The sequence below is a fragment of the Citrobacter sp. ANG330 genome, from assembly GCF_047467925.1.
GTDB lineage: Bacteria > Pseudomonadota > Gammaproteobacteria > Enterobacterales > Enterobacteriaceae > Citrobacter_A > Citrobacter_A amalonaticus_G.
Genome location: NZ_JASJUI010000006.1, coordinates 160,325 through 178,462, shown reverse-complemented (window position 1 = coordinate 178,462; position 18,138 = coordinate 160,325). Strand labels below are relative to the sequence as shown.

Below are 18,138 nucleotides of genomic sequence, written 5' to 3'. Positions count from 1 at the left end.
TGGTTAGATGTGAGCGCGAAATATTGAAATAATGATAATTAGAGTATATGGTATGATTCTGGACAGCGTTGGAAATACTTAAGTTATATTTATAATATTATTTTTTGGGTAAGCCTCGATCTCATTCCACTAAATATTAACCGTGTGAATAGAGATGAAGTGTAAAATGATTTAATTTTATTGTTTCCAGACAGGAAATAAACCTGTCTGGTGAAAAAGTTAGAGGACGGATTAGCTATAATCTAAGCATGAGTGAACAATCAGGCAGTGCATATTGTTATGTAACCATAAAAATGATGCAGGAAGCGATGTTGTAATAGATTGAGTTAAAAATTGACGGCTCGCAAGCGATTTACCTTCTCCAGCAATCAGCAGCATTACCTCTTTTGTGTTCATGATGTCCTTCAGTCCCAGCGTAATGCCGTGCATCACCGGGCGACCAGCCGTTTTTAACATATCATGCTGGCGCGTTTTCTCATCAAGCCTGCTGATATGGCAAAATGGCGTCAGCGCTTCTCCTGGTTCATTGAGTCCCAGATGACCATTTTTACCGAGGCCCAGGAGACATAAATCAAGGCCGCCCCGATGGGCAATCAAATCTGTCACGCGCTCGCACTCCGCCTCGTCAATATTTTCCGACTGAAAGCCAATTAACTGGTCCGGTCGTATGCCAAGCGGTTGTACGATGTGCTGTTGCAGGAACGATTCGCAGGTACCCGGCGTGTGTAAGGGAATTCCCAGCCACTCATCGAGCTTCACGAAGGTCACGTTCCGGATATCAACGTGACGTTGCTGTATTTTCTCGACAAAGAAGCGATAGGTCAGTTCAGGTGTGGCCCCTGTCGCGAGGCAGATTGTGGCGTCTGGTTTACTTGTGATGACCTCGACCAGACGCTCGCTGGCGAGTTCGCTGAGCGCCTCATAACTCTTGCAATACTGTATGTTTTGCATTGATCCATGTTCCTTTTGAGGAGGGGGTAACACGCGATTACCCCCTGTCTGGTTTACAGAATACCGAGTGCGGAAGAGACGATAGAGAGCACAAAAGTGACGCCGATTAACAATACCGGATGCGCTTTTTTTACCCGCAGCAGGTAGTACATCAGCAGCGTATAGCCCATCGGTAAAATGTTCGGGAAGACCTTATCGAAGAAGTCCTTTTGCAGGGCCACGTTGTGTGTACTGTCGATAGCAAAAGAGGTGACGACATTGATATGGACGTAAGACGCAATCAGACCGCCAATCACCGTGATCCCGAGGATGGTCGCCGAGCGGGCGATCATCTGCGAATTTTCCCGCACCTTATCAATGGCTTTTACCCCGACCGAATAGCCGACGTGAGTCCAGCCGACGCGCAGGAAAAAGATCATCAGATAGACGGCGAAGAACAGAATCGGCCCCAGTAAATTGCCCTGGCTGGCGAAAGAGGAGCAAATCCCCGCCATAATCGGCAGTAAGGTGAACCAGAAAATGGCATCGCCAATCCCGGCAATCGGGCCAAACAGCGCCACTTTGAGACCTTTAATGGTGTCGCGGTTTTCTCCTTTCTCTTCCATTGAGATAAGCAGCCCCATCAGAAAACCGACGAGGTTCGGGTGGGTATTGATAAATTCCAGATGATCTTTCATGGCCGCACTCAGGCCCGGCTTATCATCTTTATAGATTTTTTTCAGAATCGGCAGCATCGCCCAGGTAAAGCCGCCCGCCTGCATCCTTTCATAGTTAAAGCTCGCCTGAAGAAGCGAAGAGCGAAAGCCAAGACGGGTAATGTCTTTTTTACTGATTTCAGATCCCATTGCTGTAATCCTCTTCATCATCATTTTTACGGGCGACAGGCTGGGGTTGCGCCTGCTGTTTAGCTTTGGCATTGAAAAATTCGTACACGGCGAAGCCTGCGCCGAGGACTGCGACCGGGAGAAGGTTGTTGACCTGGATATAGCAGACAAACAGGAAGCCTGCGATCAGGTAAGGAATGTACTGTGCTTTAAACATCACGCGCAGTAACAGGCCAAAACCAACGGCAGGCAGAATCCCGCCCGCGACTTCAAAACCATGAGTAAGCCAGGCGGGCATGGCTTTCACCAGTGCCTGCATGGCGCCCTGCGCCAGATAGGTACAGAGAAACGCGATAATGGCATACGAGCAGGCGACAATCAGCGTTGTCAGCCAGTTCAGACGAGCAAATGCGCGGGTGTTGGCTTCTTTCGCGCAGTTGTCGGCCCTGGACATAAACAGAGAGAAGGCGGAATAGAAGAACAGAATCACGTATTGCATCAGCAGGCTGAACGGCAAGCCGAGGCCGATGGCGGTTTTGGCATCCACGCCAGTAGACCAGGCGATCACCGTGGTCATCAGCCCCGCCATGATAGGGTTTGGCGGTTGAACACCGCCAGCGGGCGTCAAACCAGCGAAAGCCAGTTCGGTCAGACCGCCGGTGATCAAACCGATATGAATATCGCCCAGGATGGCACCTGTGAGCGTACAGACAATGATCGGTCTGAATAAAAACAGAGCTTCCAGCCAAAAATCAATTCCCAGAAAGAAAACTAATGCCGCGAGGGATATCCCTTGTAAAAGCGTTATTTCATTCATTGTAAACACCTCATATAAATAAGTCCCTTTACTATGAAAACGTTGGCTTGTTATTTACTCCGGGATCGCTTCTTTTTGATCGCCAGGGACATCCTGAATAAAAATGTTTACGCCGTGCTTCTTAATGAACTGCAGATCATTAAGGTCCTGCTCATTGACATAAACTTTACTGCTGATCTGCTTTTTGCCTTCCGAGAAGTGCATATTGCCGACGTTCACGTCGTTGAGCACGATACCGCCTTCGAGCAGCTTTCTGACCGTTTGCGGGGTGCGGCAAATCAGGAATATCTTCTGGTGCGGCGCGGCCTTACCGATGACGTTGATGGTTTTTTCTATAGAGAAGAAGCGGATACCGAAACCGTAGGTTTCTGCGGTGATACCCATTAATTTCTGCTGAATCTCATCCTGAGCGACATCGTCATCCACGACGACCAGCAAATTGGCGCCGATCGTTGATGTCCAGGTGACACCCACCTGACCATGCACCAGTCGGTTATCAATACGCGTTAACAGGATATTTGGACTGCTCATACTTAAATCCTCACCATAAAATAATTGAATGACTGAGCTTGTTGAAATATATTATTCTTACCGTATCGCATTCATTAATTAATTCAGCGTGATGTAATCTCGTTATTCTCCTCCGTTATTTGGTCAGAAAGCGCTACCTGATATTCATCAGATAGCGCTTTTGAATAATGATAAAGCCGACCCGCTTACGATAACTCGTGGTCGACCACAAGTTTATTGGCCGATCCACAGACATTGATTTTACTTCTTACGACCTCTTTCATTGCATCCATACCAACGCGCATGTAGTAGCGCGGATCGTTGCCCTGTGGATTGTCGGCAAACCACGCTTTCACGGCATCGGCAAAGGCAATTTTCAGTTCAGTGGCGACGTTAACCTTACAGACGCCCAGTTCTATTGTGCGGCGCACGTACTCGTCAGGTACATCGCTCGCGCCGTGCAGCACCAGCGGAATATCCACCACTTCACGGATTTCAGCCAGACGCTGGAAATCGATTTTCGGCTTTTTGGTGTACAGGCCGTGCGCGGTGCCGATGGCGACGGCAAGGCTGTCGACGCCGGTCAGTTCAACAAAGCGTCTGGCTTCCTGCGGATCGGTCAGAAAGGCGCTTTCTGCGTCAACGCTCATGTCGTCTTCTACGCCACCCAGTCGTCCCAGTTCCGCCTCAACGCTGCAATCGCGGGCGTGGCAAAAATCCACCACCGATTTCACCAGCTTCACATTCTCCTCAAACGGGAAATGGCTACCGTCGATCATGGCGCTGCGCACTCCGGCGTTCACTTTATGGCGAATGTCGTCCAGCGATTCATGATGATCGAGATGCAACGCCAGCGGCATACCGTAAGTGGTGGAGTAGGCGGTGCACAATGCGTAAAGCTCTTCCAGCGCGATATGTTTAAAGGTGCCAGGAGTTCCGGCGAGGATCACCGGCGATTGCATTTCGCTACACACTTCAAGGATCGCCTGGATCGTCTCGGCATTATGGATGTTAAAAGCCGGTACGGCGTAGCCTTTTGCCTGGGCGTCCTGCAGGAGATACTTCGTGGAAATAATGCTCATGATCGGATCCTCTTAAGCCTGCCACGGGTGAATAATGACGCCCTGCACCACGCGGTTGACCGTACCGCTGCGGGAAGGGGTATCCGGCGTGTTACCGACCGCAATGGACTGGGTGAGCGCAAAGACCTGGGCATACATCAGGTAACAGAACGCCAGTTCGCAATCGATAAAATGTCGTGCGGGCGGCAGCAGGATGTGCGGGCCGGCTTCGATAAGGGAATCGCTTTCGGCCGCAATAGCGACAACGCGCATGGCCTGACCATCGCGACGCAGCTCCGCCAGCAGATCGAGATCGTACTGCCGGGTGTAAGGGTGGCTGGAGATATACACCACGATCAGCGTTTCGTTATCCACCAGAGATTTCGGACCGTGGCGAAAGCCGGTTGGCGAATCGTAAAACGCGGCCAGCTTACCGGCGGTCAGTTCAAGGACTTTCAGGGACGATTCGCGCGCCGCACCCTGCAGTCCGCCGCTTCCGAGATAGACGATCCGTTTCCAGTTTTCATTGCCAAATACACCGTGGCTGAAATCACCCAGTGAAGACAGGATCGTCTGGCAGCGATCCGCGACGTCGCGGAAGGTCTGGCTGTTGATGAGTTTCGGTGCGAACACCGACAGGCAACTGGCCATCATGGTGGTGATACTGCTGGTCATCGCAAAACCGCGATCGTGCGTTTCTGCCGGCATCAGCAGAGCAAAAGCGTTATCGCTTGCCACCGCGTTCTGGTACAGGCTGCCCGCTTCATTGCAGGTGATCGAAAGGTGATAGCACTCAGGGACGAACTGGTTTGCCAGTTCCACTGCGGCGACGCTCTCCGGGCTGTTGCCGGAACGGGCAAACGAAACCAGCAGCAGCGGATGCGTCGGATTCAGATAATCCATCGGATTGGTGACCAGATCGGTGGTCGGTACTGCGCTGATGTTTTGCCCGGTGTGGCTGGCAAGCCAGGGGGCGATGATCTCGCCAATGAATGCCGAGGTACCCGCTCCGGTCAGGACGATCCGCAGATCGTCTTTGCGCAGCAGGGGCGCGAGAAAGTTGTCGATCGTGGTGCGCATCGCGTCAATATTCGTCAGCGATCGGATCCAACTGGCAGGCTGCTGGCGGATCTCTTCTTCAGTCCAGGTTCCGGTGGTTGCCGCTGCAGGGGTATAGGTTTCTGGCATAACGTAAGTCCTTAGTCTTGTGAATTCCACATCAGACGCTGGCAAAATGTCGCTATCTTTCGTTTCGTTTCACTTGTTCATATGATCGATTGATTAAAATCTATAGGAAAGAAATCGAAAGTTCAATGATGCAAAATGAAATAAAACGAAAAGTGTGATCGATTGTACGGAGAGCGTTTTTATCTTATTGATCTGTAATCACTCTCTCTGAACGTTCTGGGATGAGGGTTTTCTTAAGCGAAAGGAAAAGAAAGGCCTTACGACTCATGATCGAAGGCCAGGGAGAAAAAAGGTCAAATGGGGAAGCGCTGACCCTGAATCCAGATCTGTTGTAAATGCAATCCGCCGTCGAGAGCGATCATGCTGGCGCGTTTACCCACGGCTAACGATCCTGAATGGCTGTCGATCCCCAGCAGTCGCGCCGGATGGAGCGAGGCCATATGGATCGCGTCCTCAGGGGCGATTCCGGTCAGTTCAACCATATTGCGCACGGCCGCATCGACCGACAGCGTGCTGCCTGCGAGGCCACCCGATGCGGTTCGCACAATTCCGCCGTGCATGTCGACCTTTTCACCACAAAGCGTGTAGCTTCCGTCAGGCATACCGGCGGCCTGCATCGCATCGGTGATCAGCACCAGCCTCTCTTTGGCACAGCAGCAACAGAGCTTCATGGCGGCCGGATGGACGTGGTGCCCGTCGGCGATGAGCTCCAGCCAAGCGCGTGGATCGGTGAGTCCCGCACCGACCATTCCTGGCTCCCGGTGATGGAGTCCGGTCATGCCGTTGTAGCAGTGTACAAGTCCGTTCGCGCCGGCATCAAAGGCGGCCTGGGTTTGTGCCCAGCTTGCCGCGCTATGTCCCAGCATTACCCGCACACCCTGCTGCCTGAGGTGGCGAATCGCCTGTAAGGCACCCGGTTTTTCCGGTGCCAGCGCCACCACCCGCAGGGTCTGTCGCGAAATGGCGATCAGCTCATCGAGTTCCGTGAGGTCCAGTTCACGAAACAGCTCCGGAGGATGGGCGCCTTTATTCTGCGGCGTGAAGTAGGGGCCTTCCAGATAACTACCGAGCACCTGTGCGCCAGGCCCGCCGGATAAACTGCGTTGAGCGATGCGCTCCAGCGCACGTTGAATCGTCTTCAGCGGCGCGGTGACGGTGGTGGGGAGCCAACTGGCAACCCCTTCACGCGCTTTGTGCATCGCCAGCTTGTCGAGTGCGTCCGGTTCATCGTCCATTACATCGACCCCCGCGCCACCGTGGACGTGGGTGTCAATATAAGCGGGACACAGTAGCTCGGCGTCGCGTACGGTGATGCCCGCAGCAATCGGCTCGATGGCCGTGATGATGCCTTCTTCAACGCGCAGCTGGTGATCGTCCAGCCAGCCCTGCTCGGTGAGCAGACGTCTGGCGCGCAAAACCTGCGTCATATTCCTTCCTCGATCGGGTGCTCCTCACGGCAGCGTCCCAGTTCATCGACCAGGCTGGTCAGGCCGCGGTGCCCACACTCCAGCGCCTGAACACGAAATGCTTCGCTGCTGAGTCCTTCGCGATCCAGCACCATCTCCAGCAGCAGTTGCAGGTTAGTACCCGTGATCACTTCCCGGCCGGGTTTCAGCATCGCCAGCGTAGAGGCGACGCGAAACGGCGTGCCGCCGAGCAGGTCGGTCAGGAAAACGATATCTTCCTCGCCGTCCAGTTGTTCAATCGCCTGCTCAAGCTGTGAGGTGAGCAGTGCGGTGGTGGAGGTTTCCGGAAAATCGATGGCGACAAACTGCGACTGCTCGCCGAGGATCTGTTTCATCGCTTTTTCCATACCGCTGGCAAACCCACCGTGCCCCGTCAAAATAATACCTAACATCGAAGACCTCTTTGCTTTACAGGAAGTGACAGAACTTGCCGACAACACCCAGTACCACGGTGATACCGATAAGGCGCAGCGGACTCCAGCCGCGACGGACCAACCAGAACATCGTCAGGGTATAGACCAGCGGTAAAAAAGCGGGCATCAGTTTGTCGATAACGTCTGTCTGGAGCTTGACGACCGCATCACCCGCCTTGATTTCGAGCGTAGTGTTCAGACGCACATAGGTCGCCACGAGCGCGCCAATGACCGTCATCCCGACGATAGACGCCGCGTGACCCACTTTCTTCGTATTGGCCTTGATGAGCGGAATGGCGGCAACCCCCATACGATAAGCATAGTGCGCCAGGCCAAAACGCAGACCCAGATGGACCACGTTAAACAACACAATAAAGACCACTGCGCCGAGGATGGAACCCTGCAAGGCCAGACTTGCCCCGATGCCGCCGCAAATAGGCAACAGCGTCAGCCAGAACATCGCATCGCCAATCCCGCCGAGCGGCGCGCCAACGGCAATTTTGGTGCTCTGAATACTGTTAACATCCTGCTTTGAGCGCTCCATCGCCAGAATGATGCCAATGACAAATGTCACCAGGAAAGGGTGAGTATTGAAGAAACCCATGTGGCCTTTCATGGCGCGCGCCAGGTCGCGTTTGTTGGTGTGGATCTTTTTCAGCGCAGGCAGCAGCCCGTATAGCCACCCGGAAGCCTGCATACGTTCATAGTTAAATGACGCCTGCAATAGCATGGAACGCCAGGCCACCCGGTTGATATCTTTTTTAGTCAGCTCTGCGCCAATATTTTGATCTTCATAGATGTTTTCGTTTACGCCGGAAAGCAGCGTTTCTTCGCTGTCGGAAACAGTCGGAAGAGTTTGTTGATTAGATGCCATCTTCGAATTCCTCTTTCTGGGCCGCAGGTTGGGTCGGTTCGGGAGATTTACGCAGCAGGTCGATCAGCGCCATGGCCAGTGCCGCAGCGGCAATCGCCAGTACCGGCAGCTTGAGCCAGGCGGCTCCCACGAAGCCGATGATAAAGTAAGGGATATAGACGTTTTTCATCATGATTTTCAGCAGTACGGCAAAGCCGATGGCTGGCATGATGCCGCCCGCGACGCCGAGTCCGTCAATCAGCCGTTCCGGCAGAACATCAATGGCCGTTTTCGCGTGCTCTGCGCCGAAGTAAATCGGCAGGAATGCACACAGAAAATAGAAAATCCCCAGAGCCAGTAACGCCAGATAGTTGACCCGTTCAATGCCTGCGGTGTCGGCATTTGCCGCCATGCGATCGCAGCGGGACATCACCCCGGACATCACGGAGAACAGGAACGTAATCCCCATCTGGACTGCCACGGCAAACGGCACGGCGACGCCCACGGCGACATCCGGTTTCACCCCTGTTGTAATGGCGAACGTCGTACCCACGATGGTGCCGATAATGACGTTTGGCGGTTGTGCACCCGCCAGCGGCGCGAGTCCCATCCACACCAGTTCCAGCGTACCGCCGGTTAAAATACCGGTGTGCAGATCGCCCAGAATCAGGCCGACCAGCGGCCCAAGCACCACCGGGCGGTGCATGTGTGTTAATCCGTTGAACATATCCAGGCCGGCAATAAAGGCGAGGATACCTAATGCAAAAGCCTGTAACAGACTGATTTCCATGGTGAAGGCCTCAGATGAGTTTAAAGAGATCCTGCGCGGGTTCTGTTGGAACGCCCTGAACAAAGCATTCCACCCCGGCGGCTTTCAGGCCGTTAAACGCCGTAATATCGGTCGAGTCGACAGAGACCGTTTTGGCAACCTGCTGTTTACCATTGGCGTAGTGCATATTGCCGACGTTGATGCGTGTAACAGGAACCCCACCTTCGACCAGCCTGAGGAAATCAGCGGGGGACTTGCAGACCAGCAAAATTTTCTGTCGGTCGGCAGCGCGGTGAATGTTGTCGATCACTTTTTGCAGCGACCAGAAACGCACGGCGATCCCTTCTGCCAGCACCATCTCCATCAGGTTCTGTTGCACAGTATCTTCCGCCACCTCATCGTTGGCGACCAGGACCAGATTTGCCCCCGCAAACCCGACCCACTGCACCCCGACCTGGCCATGAATAAGCCTTTCGTCGATACGGCTGAGTACAATATTTGGCATAGCGTGTTCCTCTTTTTTGTTATCCGTTTTGGGACGTTACGCCCTGGCAGGCGGCATGGTACTGCTGCAGTATGTCCTGAATATGGTTGATGATGAGTTCTCGCGGTGTGGCATTGAGATCTCCCTCGCGCACTTTCACGTACTGTAACGGCAGATACTGGCTAATGAGCGGCAGGGGAATCGGCTCATCCGCCAGATTGCGCACCAGCCGTGCAAACGCCTCATCAATCTGGCTGTCTGGCCAGTAGTAACGCACACGATCGGAATAGCTGTAGCCGCGTGCCAGACGACGGGTATTGCCATCGCCGTGGTAGTGACTCTGCCAGTATTCCGGACGATCGAGCATGACGCTCTCAAGGACATGACGCAGGTCGGAGCAGGCTTTTGCCGGAAGCAACTCTTCTTCGATGGCGGCCAGCGAGAACAGCGCTTCGCGCAGGGCGAAGGTTAACGCCGGGCCGACTTTCAGGATGGCAAAATGATCTTTTACTAACTGGCGCAGTGACTGCGGCGTCTGGTAGTCCGTGGAGTGCGCCTCAAAAACCAGCGTGTCATACGCTTCCACCATCTTGCTTAACGCGACGGCTTTTTGTGGCTGATAATCAATGATGTGAGTATGGTCAAACTCAACGCCGGGTTGCACGACCAGCGCGATGATACGGGGCCAGATGGCATTGAGCCCCTGCTTTTCAAAGGCGTGACGATGAGCTTCCAGCGTCGCACGCGCGGCCTCAGGCGTGGTTACCGCCAGCTCGGTCAGCGTCTCATGGGCTCCGCCCGGTACCGGCACTTCAGTGCCAATCACATAAACCAGATCAGACTCGCCAAAATGAGCAATGCAGGTCTCTTCGGCGATCTTCGCCAGACGTGCGGCACGTTCCGCGACGATGTCATCGGTCAATGGCACCGGATCGCCCTGGCAGGACATGCTGCAATCAAGGTGGATTTTTTTGAATCCGGCGGCGACATAGCTTCTGATCAGTTCGTCGGCATTGGCCATTGCCGGTTTTGCGGCCAGGTTTTGCCAACGGTTGGGGCCGAGGTGGTCACCCCCCAGAATCAGCTGCTCCTGAGGGAAATTAAGCGAGTCGGCCAGATGGCAGACAAAATGGCGAAAATCGGCTGGGGTCATGCCCGTGTAACCGCCAAATTGGTCAACCTGATTTGAGGTTGCTTCAATCAGCAGCGGCGAGTGATTTGCCTGCGCGTAACGTATTGCGGATTCCAGTACCAGCGGATGCGCGGAACAAACGGCGTAAATTCCGTTTGCCTTGCCGCGTTTATGCTGTTCCACCATTTCAGTCAGATGTTTCACTTTCCTCTCCAGGTCAGGTAACTGCGACGTTTAATCTTTCGTTTTGTTTCACTTAATCCTGCATCATGGTCTTATAAAAATAAAACGAAAGATAATAGTTTTCCGATCTGTTTCACAAAAGAAACATAATGAAAGCATTGTGAGGGAGTTTTCGCCCCTTCGCTCGGCTTTTTTCGGCTTGCATTCTGATAAAAGAAAGGCGTTAATAGGTGAAACGAAATGAAACGAAAGAATCTGACAAAGGATTTCTTATGAGCAATACCGATGCTTCTGGAGACAAGCGGGTGTCAGGCACCAGCGAACGGCGTGAGCAGATTATCCAGCGGTTACGGCAGCAGGGAAGCGTACAGGTCAACGATCTTTCGGGATTATTTGGCGTTTCCACGGTAACGATCCGTAACGATCTGGCGTTCCTGGAAAAGCAGGGGATCGCCGTTCGCGCTTACGGTGGTGCACTGATTTGCGACAGTAATACGCCAGGCGCGGAGCCTTCCGTCGAAGATAAAAGCTCACTGAACACGGCGGTGAAACGCAGTATCGCCAAAGCCGCCGTGGAGTTGATCAAACCGGGTCACCGCGTGATCCTGGACTCTGGCACCACGACGTATGAAATTGCGCGTCTGATGCGCCAACATACTGACGTGATTGCGATGACCAACGGAATGAACGTCGCCAATGCCTTACTGGAAGCAGAGGGCGTGGAATTGTTGATGACCGGTGGACATTTGCGTCGTCAGTCGCAGTCGTTTTACGGCGACCAGGCCGAGCAGTCTTTGCAGAATTATCACTTCGATATGCTGTTTCTGGGCGTCGACGCCATTGATTTAGAGCGGGGCGTCAGCACTCATAACGAAGACGAAGCCCGGCTGAATCGTCGGATGTGTGAAGTGGCGGAACGGATTATCGTGGTCACTGACTCCAGTAAATTTAACCGCTCGAGCCTGCATAAAATTATTGATACCCAGCGTATTCACACCATCATCGTCGATGAAGGCATTCCTGAAGAGAGCCTGAAAGAGTTTCATCGCAGTGGCGTTGAGGTCATTATCGTCCAGGCTGCGTCGTGAAAATCACAAAAATGTGATGTCCTTCAATTAAGCAAAAAGAAAAATGTCAGCGGGTTTTTGTCGAACCCGCTTTCGTTTTTGCACTGATTTTTCGTCTCATTCTCCCGCTCACCTGTCCTGCACGCTTTTCGATCTTTCGCATTTTTCATTTTCGGTTTAGATAAAACGAAAGAAAAACAGGCTTTTTTGCCAAAATCCGTGCTGCGGACGTGTTCACAAATTCGCCTTAAGTCTTCTGATTTAATATATTAAAAAGAAAACGAAAGCGATAAATCGCTAAAACATAACAATATGCAATGGAGCAAAAGCAATGCTGGATAACCTAAGACGTCGCGAGCAAATAATCGATCTGTTATGCGATCAAGGTAGTGTTCGTGTCGAACCCCTGAGTGTGCATTTCGGCGTCTCAAGCGTCACGATCCGCAATGACTTACGTTATCTCGAGCAGAAAGGCTGCGTCATGCGTTCTTATGGCGGAGCCGTATTAAATCAACACTTTGCCCTCGATCGCCCCTTACAGGACAAAGACCGGCTGAACCGCGATGTGAAATCGCGGATTGCTGAAAAAGCGGCCAGTTTTGTGAAAGATGGCGACACGCTGATTCTCGATTCTGGCTCGACCACCACGCTTATTCCTCCGTTGCTTAAAAGTCGTCGCGATCTGGTGGTGATGACCAATGCGCTGAACATTGCCTGGGAACTCGCCAATTTTGAACGGGTGGATGTCATGATATTAGGGGGAAATGTCAGGCAAAGCGTTTACTCGCTGTATGGTCCTTCGGCGGAACATCAGCTCAGACAGTATCGGTTTGATAAGCTCTTTTTGGGCGTTGATGGATTTTGTCTGGAAGCCGGGATCACCACACCGCATCCGGGGGAAGCGCACCTTAACCAGGTGATGTGTCAGGTGGCGCAGGAGGTGACGGTCGTCGCGGATTCCAGCAAGTTCGGCCGCAAAAGTTTTTGCATGATCAGTGAAATCAGCGGTATTGACCGGGTGATTACCGACAGTGGTATTCCGGAGCATTATCATCAGGCGCTCAGCCAGATGGGCGTGGATGTCGTTATCGTGGATGAATAAGAGAGAACGCCGGCAAAAACGCGTTTTGCCGGCGATCGTTTAGTGCATCAGCGCATCCTGTTCGACCAGCAGCAGGGCGGCGCCGCGTACGCCGCTGGATGCGCCATGCACGGCCGGGAAGACATTCGCAGGGGCCAGCCCCGGGAAGAGATAGCGCGACATGGCGCCTGGCAGTAAGGTGTAAATTTCCTCAATGTTGGAGACGCCGCCGCCCAGAACAAAGGCGTCGACATCCAGAATGAGCTGCAACTGCGCCAGCGTACAGCCCAGCATATCAATCCACGCCTCAACCGTGGCGACGGCGCTGGCATTACCATGACGGTAGTTTTCCAGCAGCGTCTCCATTTTGAGCTGTTCCCCGCAGAAGTGCTTATGCAGCCAGAGTAAACCGGGGCCGGACTGGTAGCGCTCCAGACAGCCCTGTAAGCCGCAGCCGCACGTGATCTCCGGCAGGTTATAACGGCGCATAAAGGTGGCGGGCAGCGGTAAATGCCCAAACTCGCTGGCCATCCGGTTACGCCCACGATAAAGTTGCCCGTCGATCACCAGTCCTCCGCCCATGCCGGTGCCAATAATGGCGCCAAAGATTCGCGAGAACTGACGGGCCTGCTGGGTATGCGCCTCCGACAGCGCGAAGCAGCAGCAGTCATTGTCCAGGGCCACCGAGCGGTTGAGTCGGTGCGCCAGATCGTCCATCACCTGTCGTCCGGTCAGGCAGGGGACGTTCGACGACAGCAGCTTTCCGGTATGTCTGTCCATCAACCCGGGCATGCCAATGCCGATTTTGCCCTGCATTCCCGTTGCCCAGTCGGCGGTATCGATGAGCGAGGTAAAAGTCGAGAGAAAGAGTTCGTAATCCTGCACCGGCGTGGCTACGCGCTTGCGCCAGCAAACCTGCATTTCCTTATCAAAGGCGACAATTTCAGTTTTTGTGCCGCCAATATCAACACCGTAAAACATGCCACATCTCCTCGAATTTCACAGTGTAACCAGACAGTTTTCCTTGCGAGCGCGCTCTGCGGCAAAGACCATTAAGTGACTTTCCAGTGATTCATCCGGGCCGGAGAGAATCATACTTTGATCGCCCGCCATCACGGCGTGAATAAAGCGATCCATCAGATAGTAATCCCCGCCGCCATGGCCTCCCATCTGGGTCTGCGTGCCTGCGGCGATCTCGTCGATCGTGTAGAGCGTCTCGCTGTCCGTCAGAAAATCAAACACCCGGATCTGCTCGCCATTGCCCTCGAGATAGCCTTTCGTACCGAAAAGACGCGTCTTTCGATCTTCCATACGCGTAAAGGCAGTCATGGTGAACGTCACGGTTTGCTGATGCGCGAAACGCAAGTTAACCACCTGGTGATCCACTACATCGTTATCACAGCGATAAACGCAGCGGCCATACGGACCTTCGCGCAGCGCCTGACGGACATTTTCCTCGGTGGGATCCGCTGTCAGCACGCGACGGAAATGAGGTGTGCATTTGTGATCCTTACCGAGATAAATTTTGCAGGCTGACCAGGGGCAGGTCGCCTCAATCTGGCAATCCAGACAGCGGTCGGCGGCACCCTCCGGCTGGTTCTCCTTCACGAAATGACTCAGGTTGCCAAATGAGGTCACATCCTGACAGTGGTCGCCCATGATGTAGCGGATCCAGTCCATATCGTGGCAGGATTTCTGTAACAGCATAAACGACGATTCCGCTTCGTTACGCCAGTTGCCGCGAACGAAAGAGTGCGCCTGGTGCCAGTAACCTACCGGCTCGAGATGCTGCATGCTGACGATATCGCCAATCACTCCGCTGTCGAGCAGGGACTTAAGTTTTTGCGTATAGCGTGTGTAGCGCAAAACGTGGGCGACACCCAATAAGACGTTGTTACGCTTCACCGCAGCGATGATGGTGCGGCAATCTTCCGGCGTGGGAGCGATCGGTTTTTCCAGCAAAATATGATAGCCGAGGTCGGCAAACGCGACGGCAGGCTCTTTGTGCATCGTATCCTGAGTACAAATCAGTACAACGTCTGCCATTCGTGGGCGGGCTGCCGCCTCTTTCCAGTCGCGAAAGATGTTTTCCTGCTCAATTTGATGCTGAGCGACAAATTGTTGGCGATACGCCTCTCTGGGTTCCGCTACGCCGACCACCTGCATGCGGTCCGGATGCTCAAGCGCGTAGCGAGAATAGATTTCGCCGCGCGCGCCTGCGCCCACCACTAACACGGTCACTTTCTTTGCACACATATAAGCCTCTCATTTTGCCCTCGCCTGCGTTCGCGTTGTTCTGCGCTGTGGGGCATTAAAAAAACAAACTGGAATTTCTTGCACCTGCTGATGACGTTCGCAACATCAGGCAGCGGCTAAATTTTCTTCATTCTGCTTATCGAATAAAAAAGCGGCATCAAGATTGAATTTCACCCTGATCGATTCGCCAGGTAGCGGACTCCAGTCCGGTGACGAATTGACTCGCAGAATCATTTGCTGCGCGCCGATATCGAAATGCAGGAGATCTTCATTGCCCATTCTTTCCACGTTGGTGATCCGGGCGTCGAAAGCCGCAGGATCGTTGTGCTGCGCCAACTGAATCGCCTCCGGGCGAATACCAAACCAGACGCTGTCGTGCGGATAATCCGTCAGTTGGGAGGCCAGTCGTGCGGTTAAGGGTAAGGTCAGCGCGTCATCCAGACGTAGTCCATGCGTGTGCGAGTCGAGCGCCAGAAGATGGATATTCATTGCCGGGTTACCAATGAAACCCGCCACGAATTTATTCTTTGGCTGATGGTAGATATTGCCCGGTGTGTCGACCTGCATGATCCGTCCACCGTTGAGCACGCAAATGCGGTCACCCATGGTCATCGCTTCAATCTGATCGTGTGTGACATACACCATTGTCGCGTTCACGCCTTCGTGACGCAGTTGGCGGTGAAGTTCCGTCAGGCGCACGCGCATTGACACGCGTAGTTTGGCGTCGAGATTGGACAACGGCTCATCAAACAAAAACACCTCAGGCTTACGCACAATGGCTCTGCCGACGGCAACGCGCTGGCACTGCCCCCCTGAAAGTTGACCCGGTTTTTTGTCGAGTAACGTTTCGATTTCCAGTTTTCGCGCGGCTTCCCGCACGCGAACATCTATCTCCTGCTTGTCCATTTTGCCTTGCAGGCTGAAGGCCATATTTTTGTAGATCGTCATGTGGGGATAGAGGGCGTAGTTTTGAAAAACCATCGCCACGCCACGTTCTTTTGGCAGCAGGTCGTTAACGCACCGTTCGCCAATGGAAATATGACCATGAGTAATCTCTTCCAGACCGGCGATCATGCGCAGTAACGTTGATTTGGCGCAGCCGGAGGGCCCGACAAAAACCATAAATTCGCCATCGTGAATTTCAAGGTCAACGCCATGAATCGCCTGAAAGCCATTCGGATAGATTTTGCCTACTGACTGTAATTGAATGCCTGACATAACAATGCCCCTTATCCTTTAATTCCGGCACCGGCGATGCCACGAATGAAATAGCGCTGGAAGAAAATATAAAGTAACAACATGGGGATAATCGCGAGCAACGCCCCCGCCATGAGCATGGGATATTCCACCCCGGCGCGACCTGAGAGCGAGGCCAGGCCCACCGGCAGCGTCATTTTGTCCATTGAGGTATTGACGATGAGCGGCCACATTAAGTTATTCCAGCTCCACAACCCGTTAATAATGACGCAGGCGATAAGCCCGGGTTTAATCAGCGGCAGCATGATTTTGAAAAAGATCGTTAAATGGTTATAGCCATCCATAATGGCCGCCTCTTCCAGCTCTTTCGGTACGGACAGAAAAAACTGACGCAATAAAAAGGCGCTGTAAATACTGAATAATCCCGGCAGCACCAGACCTGGAATTGAGTTCAGCAGACCTATTTTCTCGATCGTTAAAAACTGCGGGATCAAAAAGATCTGTCCGGGAACCATCAGAATCGAAATGCAGAGCATAAAGAGGAGATCGCGCCCTTTAAAACGCAGGCGCGAGAAACCATACGCCGCCATCGCGGCAATCAGCGTCTGTAAGATGACGATAATCAGCGTGGAAACGATCGAGTTAAAATAAAAACTACCAAACGGCATCTCATGCAAGATTTTATCGTACGCCTGAAACCCTGGATTGGCAGGCAGCAGGATCGGCGGAAAGGCAATACTTTCCGCCTGAGTTTTAAACGAGGTGATGATCATCCAGAGAAAGGGAACCACCGTGACCAGCGTCGCCAGGATCATCAGGCCATAAATCAGCCATTTTTCACGTTTTGTCATGAACATAGTGGTTGCCTTACTGTGCTTTAAGCCGTTTGCCTATCCATATCTGCAGCAGGGTCAGTACCATCGTGATAACGAAAATCACCACGGCAATCGCTGAGGCGTACCCTTTTTCATGGTAGATAAAGGCGTATTTATAAAAGAGATAAGCGATGGTCATGGTCTGATCGTCCACCATGGAAGAACTGCCAAACAGCAGATACACCACATCAAATATTTGCAGCGTTTCGATAAACGAGATCACCAGAACGAAGAACAGCGTCGGGATCATTAGCGGCAGGGTAATTGACCAGAAGCCGCGTAGTTTACTGATGCCATCCAGGGACATGGCTTCATAAATCTGCTTCGGGATCCCCTGCAAACCGGCGAGCAAAATGATCATCTTCAGAGCGATAGCCGACCAGATAATGACCAGTGAGGCGCTCAGACGGACAATATCCGGATCGGATAACCAACCAATGGCGGGAATATCGAAATAAGCCAGGATCTGATTGAGCAAACCAAAATTACGGTTCATCAACCACTGCCAGACCATCGCAATGGCGGCAGGCATCGTAACGGCCGGAAGAAATAACAGCGTACGAAATAGCCACTGACCGCGAATCGCCTGGTTTAAACCCATCGCCAGCAGTAAAGAGAGGATCGTGATCACCGGCACACAAATAAAAACATAGGCCAGCGTGTTAACTATCGCCGAACGGAATTCATCATCGCTGAATAAATTAATGTAATTATCCAGACTGATAGTCGTCCAGATCTGAAACTCGCCCAGATCGGTAAAACTGTAAAATACGTTCTGAAAGAACGGCGTAAAGTAAAAAATAACTAATCCTGCCAACAGCGGCAGAATCATTATCCACCCCCAGAAACGTTCTTCTTTTTCCAGTCGTGTCAGGGCTTTTTTATTGGGTTCCCTGGCCGATAACGGCGGGGATGCCGCTTCATCTGAATAGCTCATACAGACTCCGGGATGCTCACTTTACAAACAATAAATGGGTTAACGCAGGAGAGGTGAGAGGGAGCAAAGCTCCC

At 52.8% G+C, this 18,138-nt stretch carries 19 protein-coding genes; 2 read left to right on the top strand and 17 right to left on the bottom strand.

Translation table 11 applies throughout. The features are described 5' to 3' along the window. Positions 1-231: 231 nt before the first annotated feature. The 12 genes from QNN88_RS15060 to kbaZ all read right to left on the bottom strand — a co-directional run bounded on the left by QNN88_RS15060 (position 232) and on the right by kbaZ (position 10,672). Positions 232-951, bottom strand: coding sequence for a galactosamine-6-phosphate isomerase (locus QNN88_RS15060; protein WP_414240931.1), 720 nt, complete (start codon positions 949-951; stop codon positions 232-234). Positions 952-1,004: 53 nt separating this feature from the next. After that, the gene (agaD, locus tag QNN88_RS15055; protein ID WP_042998263.1) at positions 1,005-1,796 is read right to left on the bottom strand and encodes a PTS galactosamine transporter subunit IID; all 792 of its coding nucleotides are present in this window, start codon (positions 1,794-1,796) and stop codon (positions 1,005-1,007) included. Continuing rightward, entirely contained in the window at positions 1,786-2,592 is an 807-nt protein-coding gene (agaC, locus tag QNN88_RS15050) for a PTS galactosamine transporter subunit IIC (protein WP_414240930.1), read from the bottom strand. The genes agaD and agaC overlap by 11 nt, the downstream gene beginning before the upstream one ends. A gap of 54 nt (positions 2,593-2,646) precedes the next feature. Further along, positions 2,647-3,123, bottom strand: a complete 477-nt coding sequence (gene agaB / locus QNN88_RS15045; protein ID WP_414240929.1) for a PTS galactosamine transporter subunit IIB — start codon at positions 3,121-3,123, stop codon at positions 2,647-2,649. Positions 3,124-3,308: 185 nt separating this feature from the next. Beyond that, positions 3,309-4,184 (bottom strand): tagatose-bisphosphate aldolase subunit KbaY, encoded by an 876-nt coding sequence (gene kbaY, locus QNN88_RS15040; RefSeq protein ID WP_414240928.1) that lies wholly within the window; start codon positions 4,182-4,184, stop codon positions 3,309-3,311. A 12-nt stretch (positions 4,185-4,196) separates the two neighbouring features. After that, complete coding sequence (locus QNN88_RS15035; RefSeq protein WP_414240927.1) at positions 4,197-5,351, bottom strand: AgaS family sugar isomerase; 1,155 nt, start codon at positions 5,349-5,351, stop codon at positions 4,197-4,199. A 293-nt stretch (positions 5,352-5,644) separates the two neighbouring features. Beyond that, positions 5,645-6,778, bottom strand: a complete 1,134-nt coding sequence (gene nagA / locus QNN88_RS15030; RefSeq protein ID WP_414240926.1) for an N-acetylglucosamine-6-phosphate deacetylase — start codon at positions 6,776-6,778, stop codon at positions 5,645-5,647. After that, the gene (gene agaF, locus QNN88_RS15025; RefSeq protein WP_414240925.1) at positions 6,775-7,209 is read right to left on the bottom strand and encodes a PTS galactosamine/N-acetylgalactosamine transporter subunit IIA; all 435 of its coding nucleotides are present in this window, start codon (positions 7,207-7,209) and stop codon (positions 6,775-6,777) included. Before agaF ends, nagA begins: the two co-directional genes overlap by 4 nt. A gap of 16 nt (positions 7,210-7,225) precedes the next feature. Continuing rightward, positions 7,226-8,104, bottom strand: coding sequence for a PTS N-acetylgalactosamine transporter subunit IID (agaE, locus tag QNN88_RS15020; protein WP_414240924.1), 879 nt, complete (start codon positions 8,102-8,104; stop codon positions 7,226-7,228). Further along, positions 8,094-8,873, bottom strand: a complete 780-nt coding sequence (gene agaW, locus QNN88_RS15015; protein WP_061076209.1) for a PTS N-acetylgalactosamine transporter subunit IIC — start codon at positions 8,871-8,873, stop codon at positions 8,094-8,096. Before agaW ends, agaE begins: the two co-directional genes overlap by 11 nt. 10 nt (positions 8,874-8,883) lie before the next feature. Further along, complete coding sequence (gene agaV / locus QNN88_RS15010) at positions 8,884-9,357, bottom strand: PTS N-acetylgalactosamine transporter subunit IIB (protein WP_414240923.1); 474 nt, start codon at positions 9,355-9,357, stop codon at positions 8,884-8,886. A 19-nt stretch (positions 9,358-9,376) separates the two neighbouring features. Then, positions 9,377-10,672: a tagatose-bisphosphate aldolase subunit KbaZ gene (gene kbaZ / locus QNN88_RS15005; RefSeq protein WP_414240922.1), complete on the bottom strand. Its 1,296-nt coding sequence runs from the start codon at positions 10,670-10,672 to the stop codon at positions 9,377-9,379. Positions 10,673-10,923: 251 nt separating this feature from the next. On the opposite strand from kbaZ, the gene QNN88_RS15000 reads away from it, so the two are divergent. Next, positions 10,924-11,739 (top strand): DeoR family transcriptional regulator, encoded by an 816-nt coding sequence (locus tag QNN88_RS15000; protein WP_414240921.1) that lies wholly within the window; start codon positions 10,924-10,926, stop codon positions 11,737-11,739. Positions 11,740-12,049: 310 nt separating this feature from the next. Continuing rightward, complete coding sequence (gene agaR, locus QNN88_RS14995) at positions 12,050-12,820, top strand: transcriptional repressor AgaR (protein WP_042998253.1); 771 nt, start codon at positions 12,050-12,052, stop codon at positions 12,818-12,820. 39 nt (positions 12,821-12,859) lie between these two features. On the opposite strand, the gene QNN88_RS14990 is transcribed toward agaR, so the two are convergent. From QNN88_RS14990 to QNN88_RS14970, 5 genes are all read right to left on the bottom strand, one after another. Beyond that, positions 12,860-13,780, bottom strand: a complete 921-nt coding sequence (locus QNN88_RS14990; RefSeq protein WP_414240920.1) for an ROK family protein — start codon at positions 13,778-13,780, stop codon at positions 12,860-12,862. Positions 13,781-13,798: 18 nt separating this feature from the next. After that, positions 13,799-15,055 carry a Gfo/Idh/MocA family protein gene (locus QNN88_RS14985; RefSeq protein ID WP_414240919.1) on the bottom strand — a complete coding sequence of 419 codons (1,257 nt, stop codon included), beginning with the start codon at positions 15,053-15,055 and terminating at the stop codon, positions 13,799-13,801. 105 nt (positions 15,056-15,160) lie between these two features. Next, complete coding sequence (locus QNN88_RS14980; RefSeq protein ID WP_414240918.1) at positions 15,161-16,273, bottom strand: ABC transporter ATP-binding protein; 1,113 nt, start codon at positions 16,271-16,273, stop codon at positions 15,161-15,163. 11 nt (positions 16,274-16,284) lie between these two features. Further along, positions 16,285-17,109, bottom strand: coding sequence for a carbohydrate ABC transporter permease (locus QNN88_RS14975; RefSeq protein WP_414240917.1), 825 nt, complete (start codon positions 17,107-17,109; stop codon positions 16,285-16,287). Between the two features lie 10 nt (positions 17,110-17,119). Next, positions 17,120-18,064, bottom strand: a complete 945-nt coding sequence (locus tag QNN88_RS14970; protein WP_414240916.1) for a carbohydrate ABC transporter permease — start codon at positions 18,062-18,064, stop codon at positions 17,120-17,122. Positions 18,065-18,138: the final 74 nt, after the last annotated feature.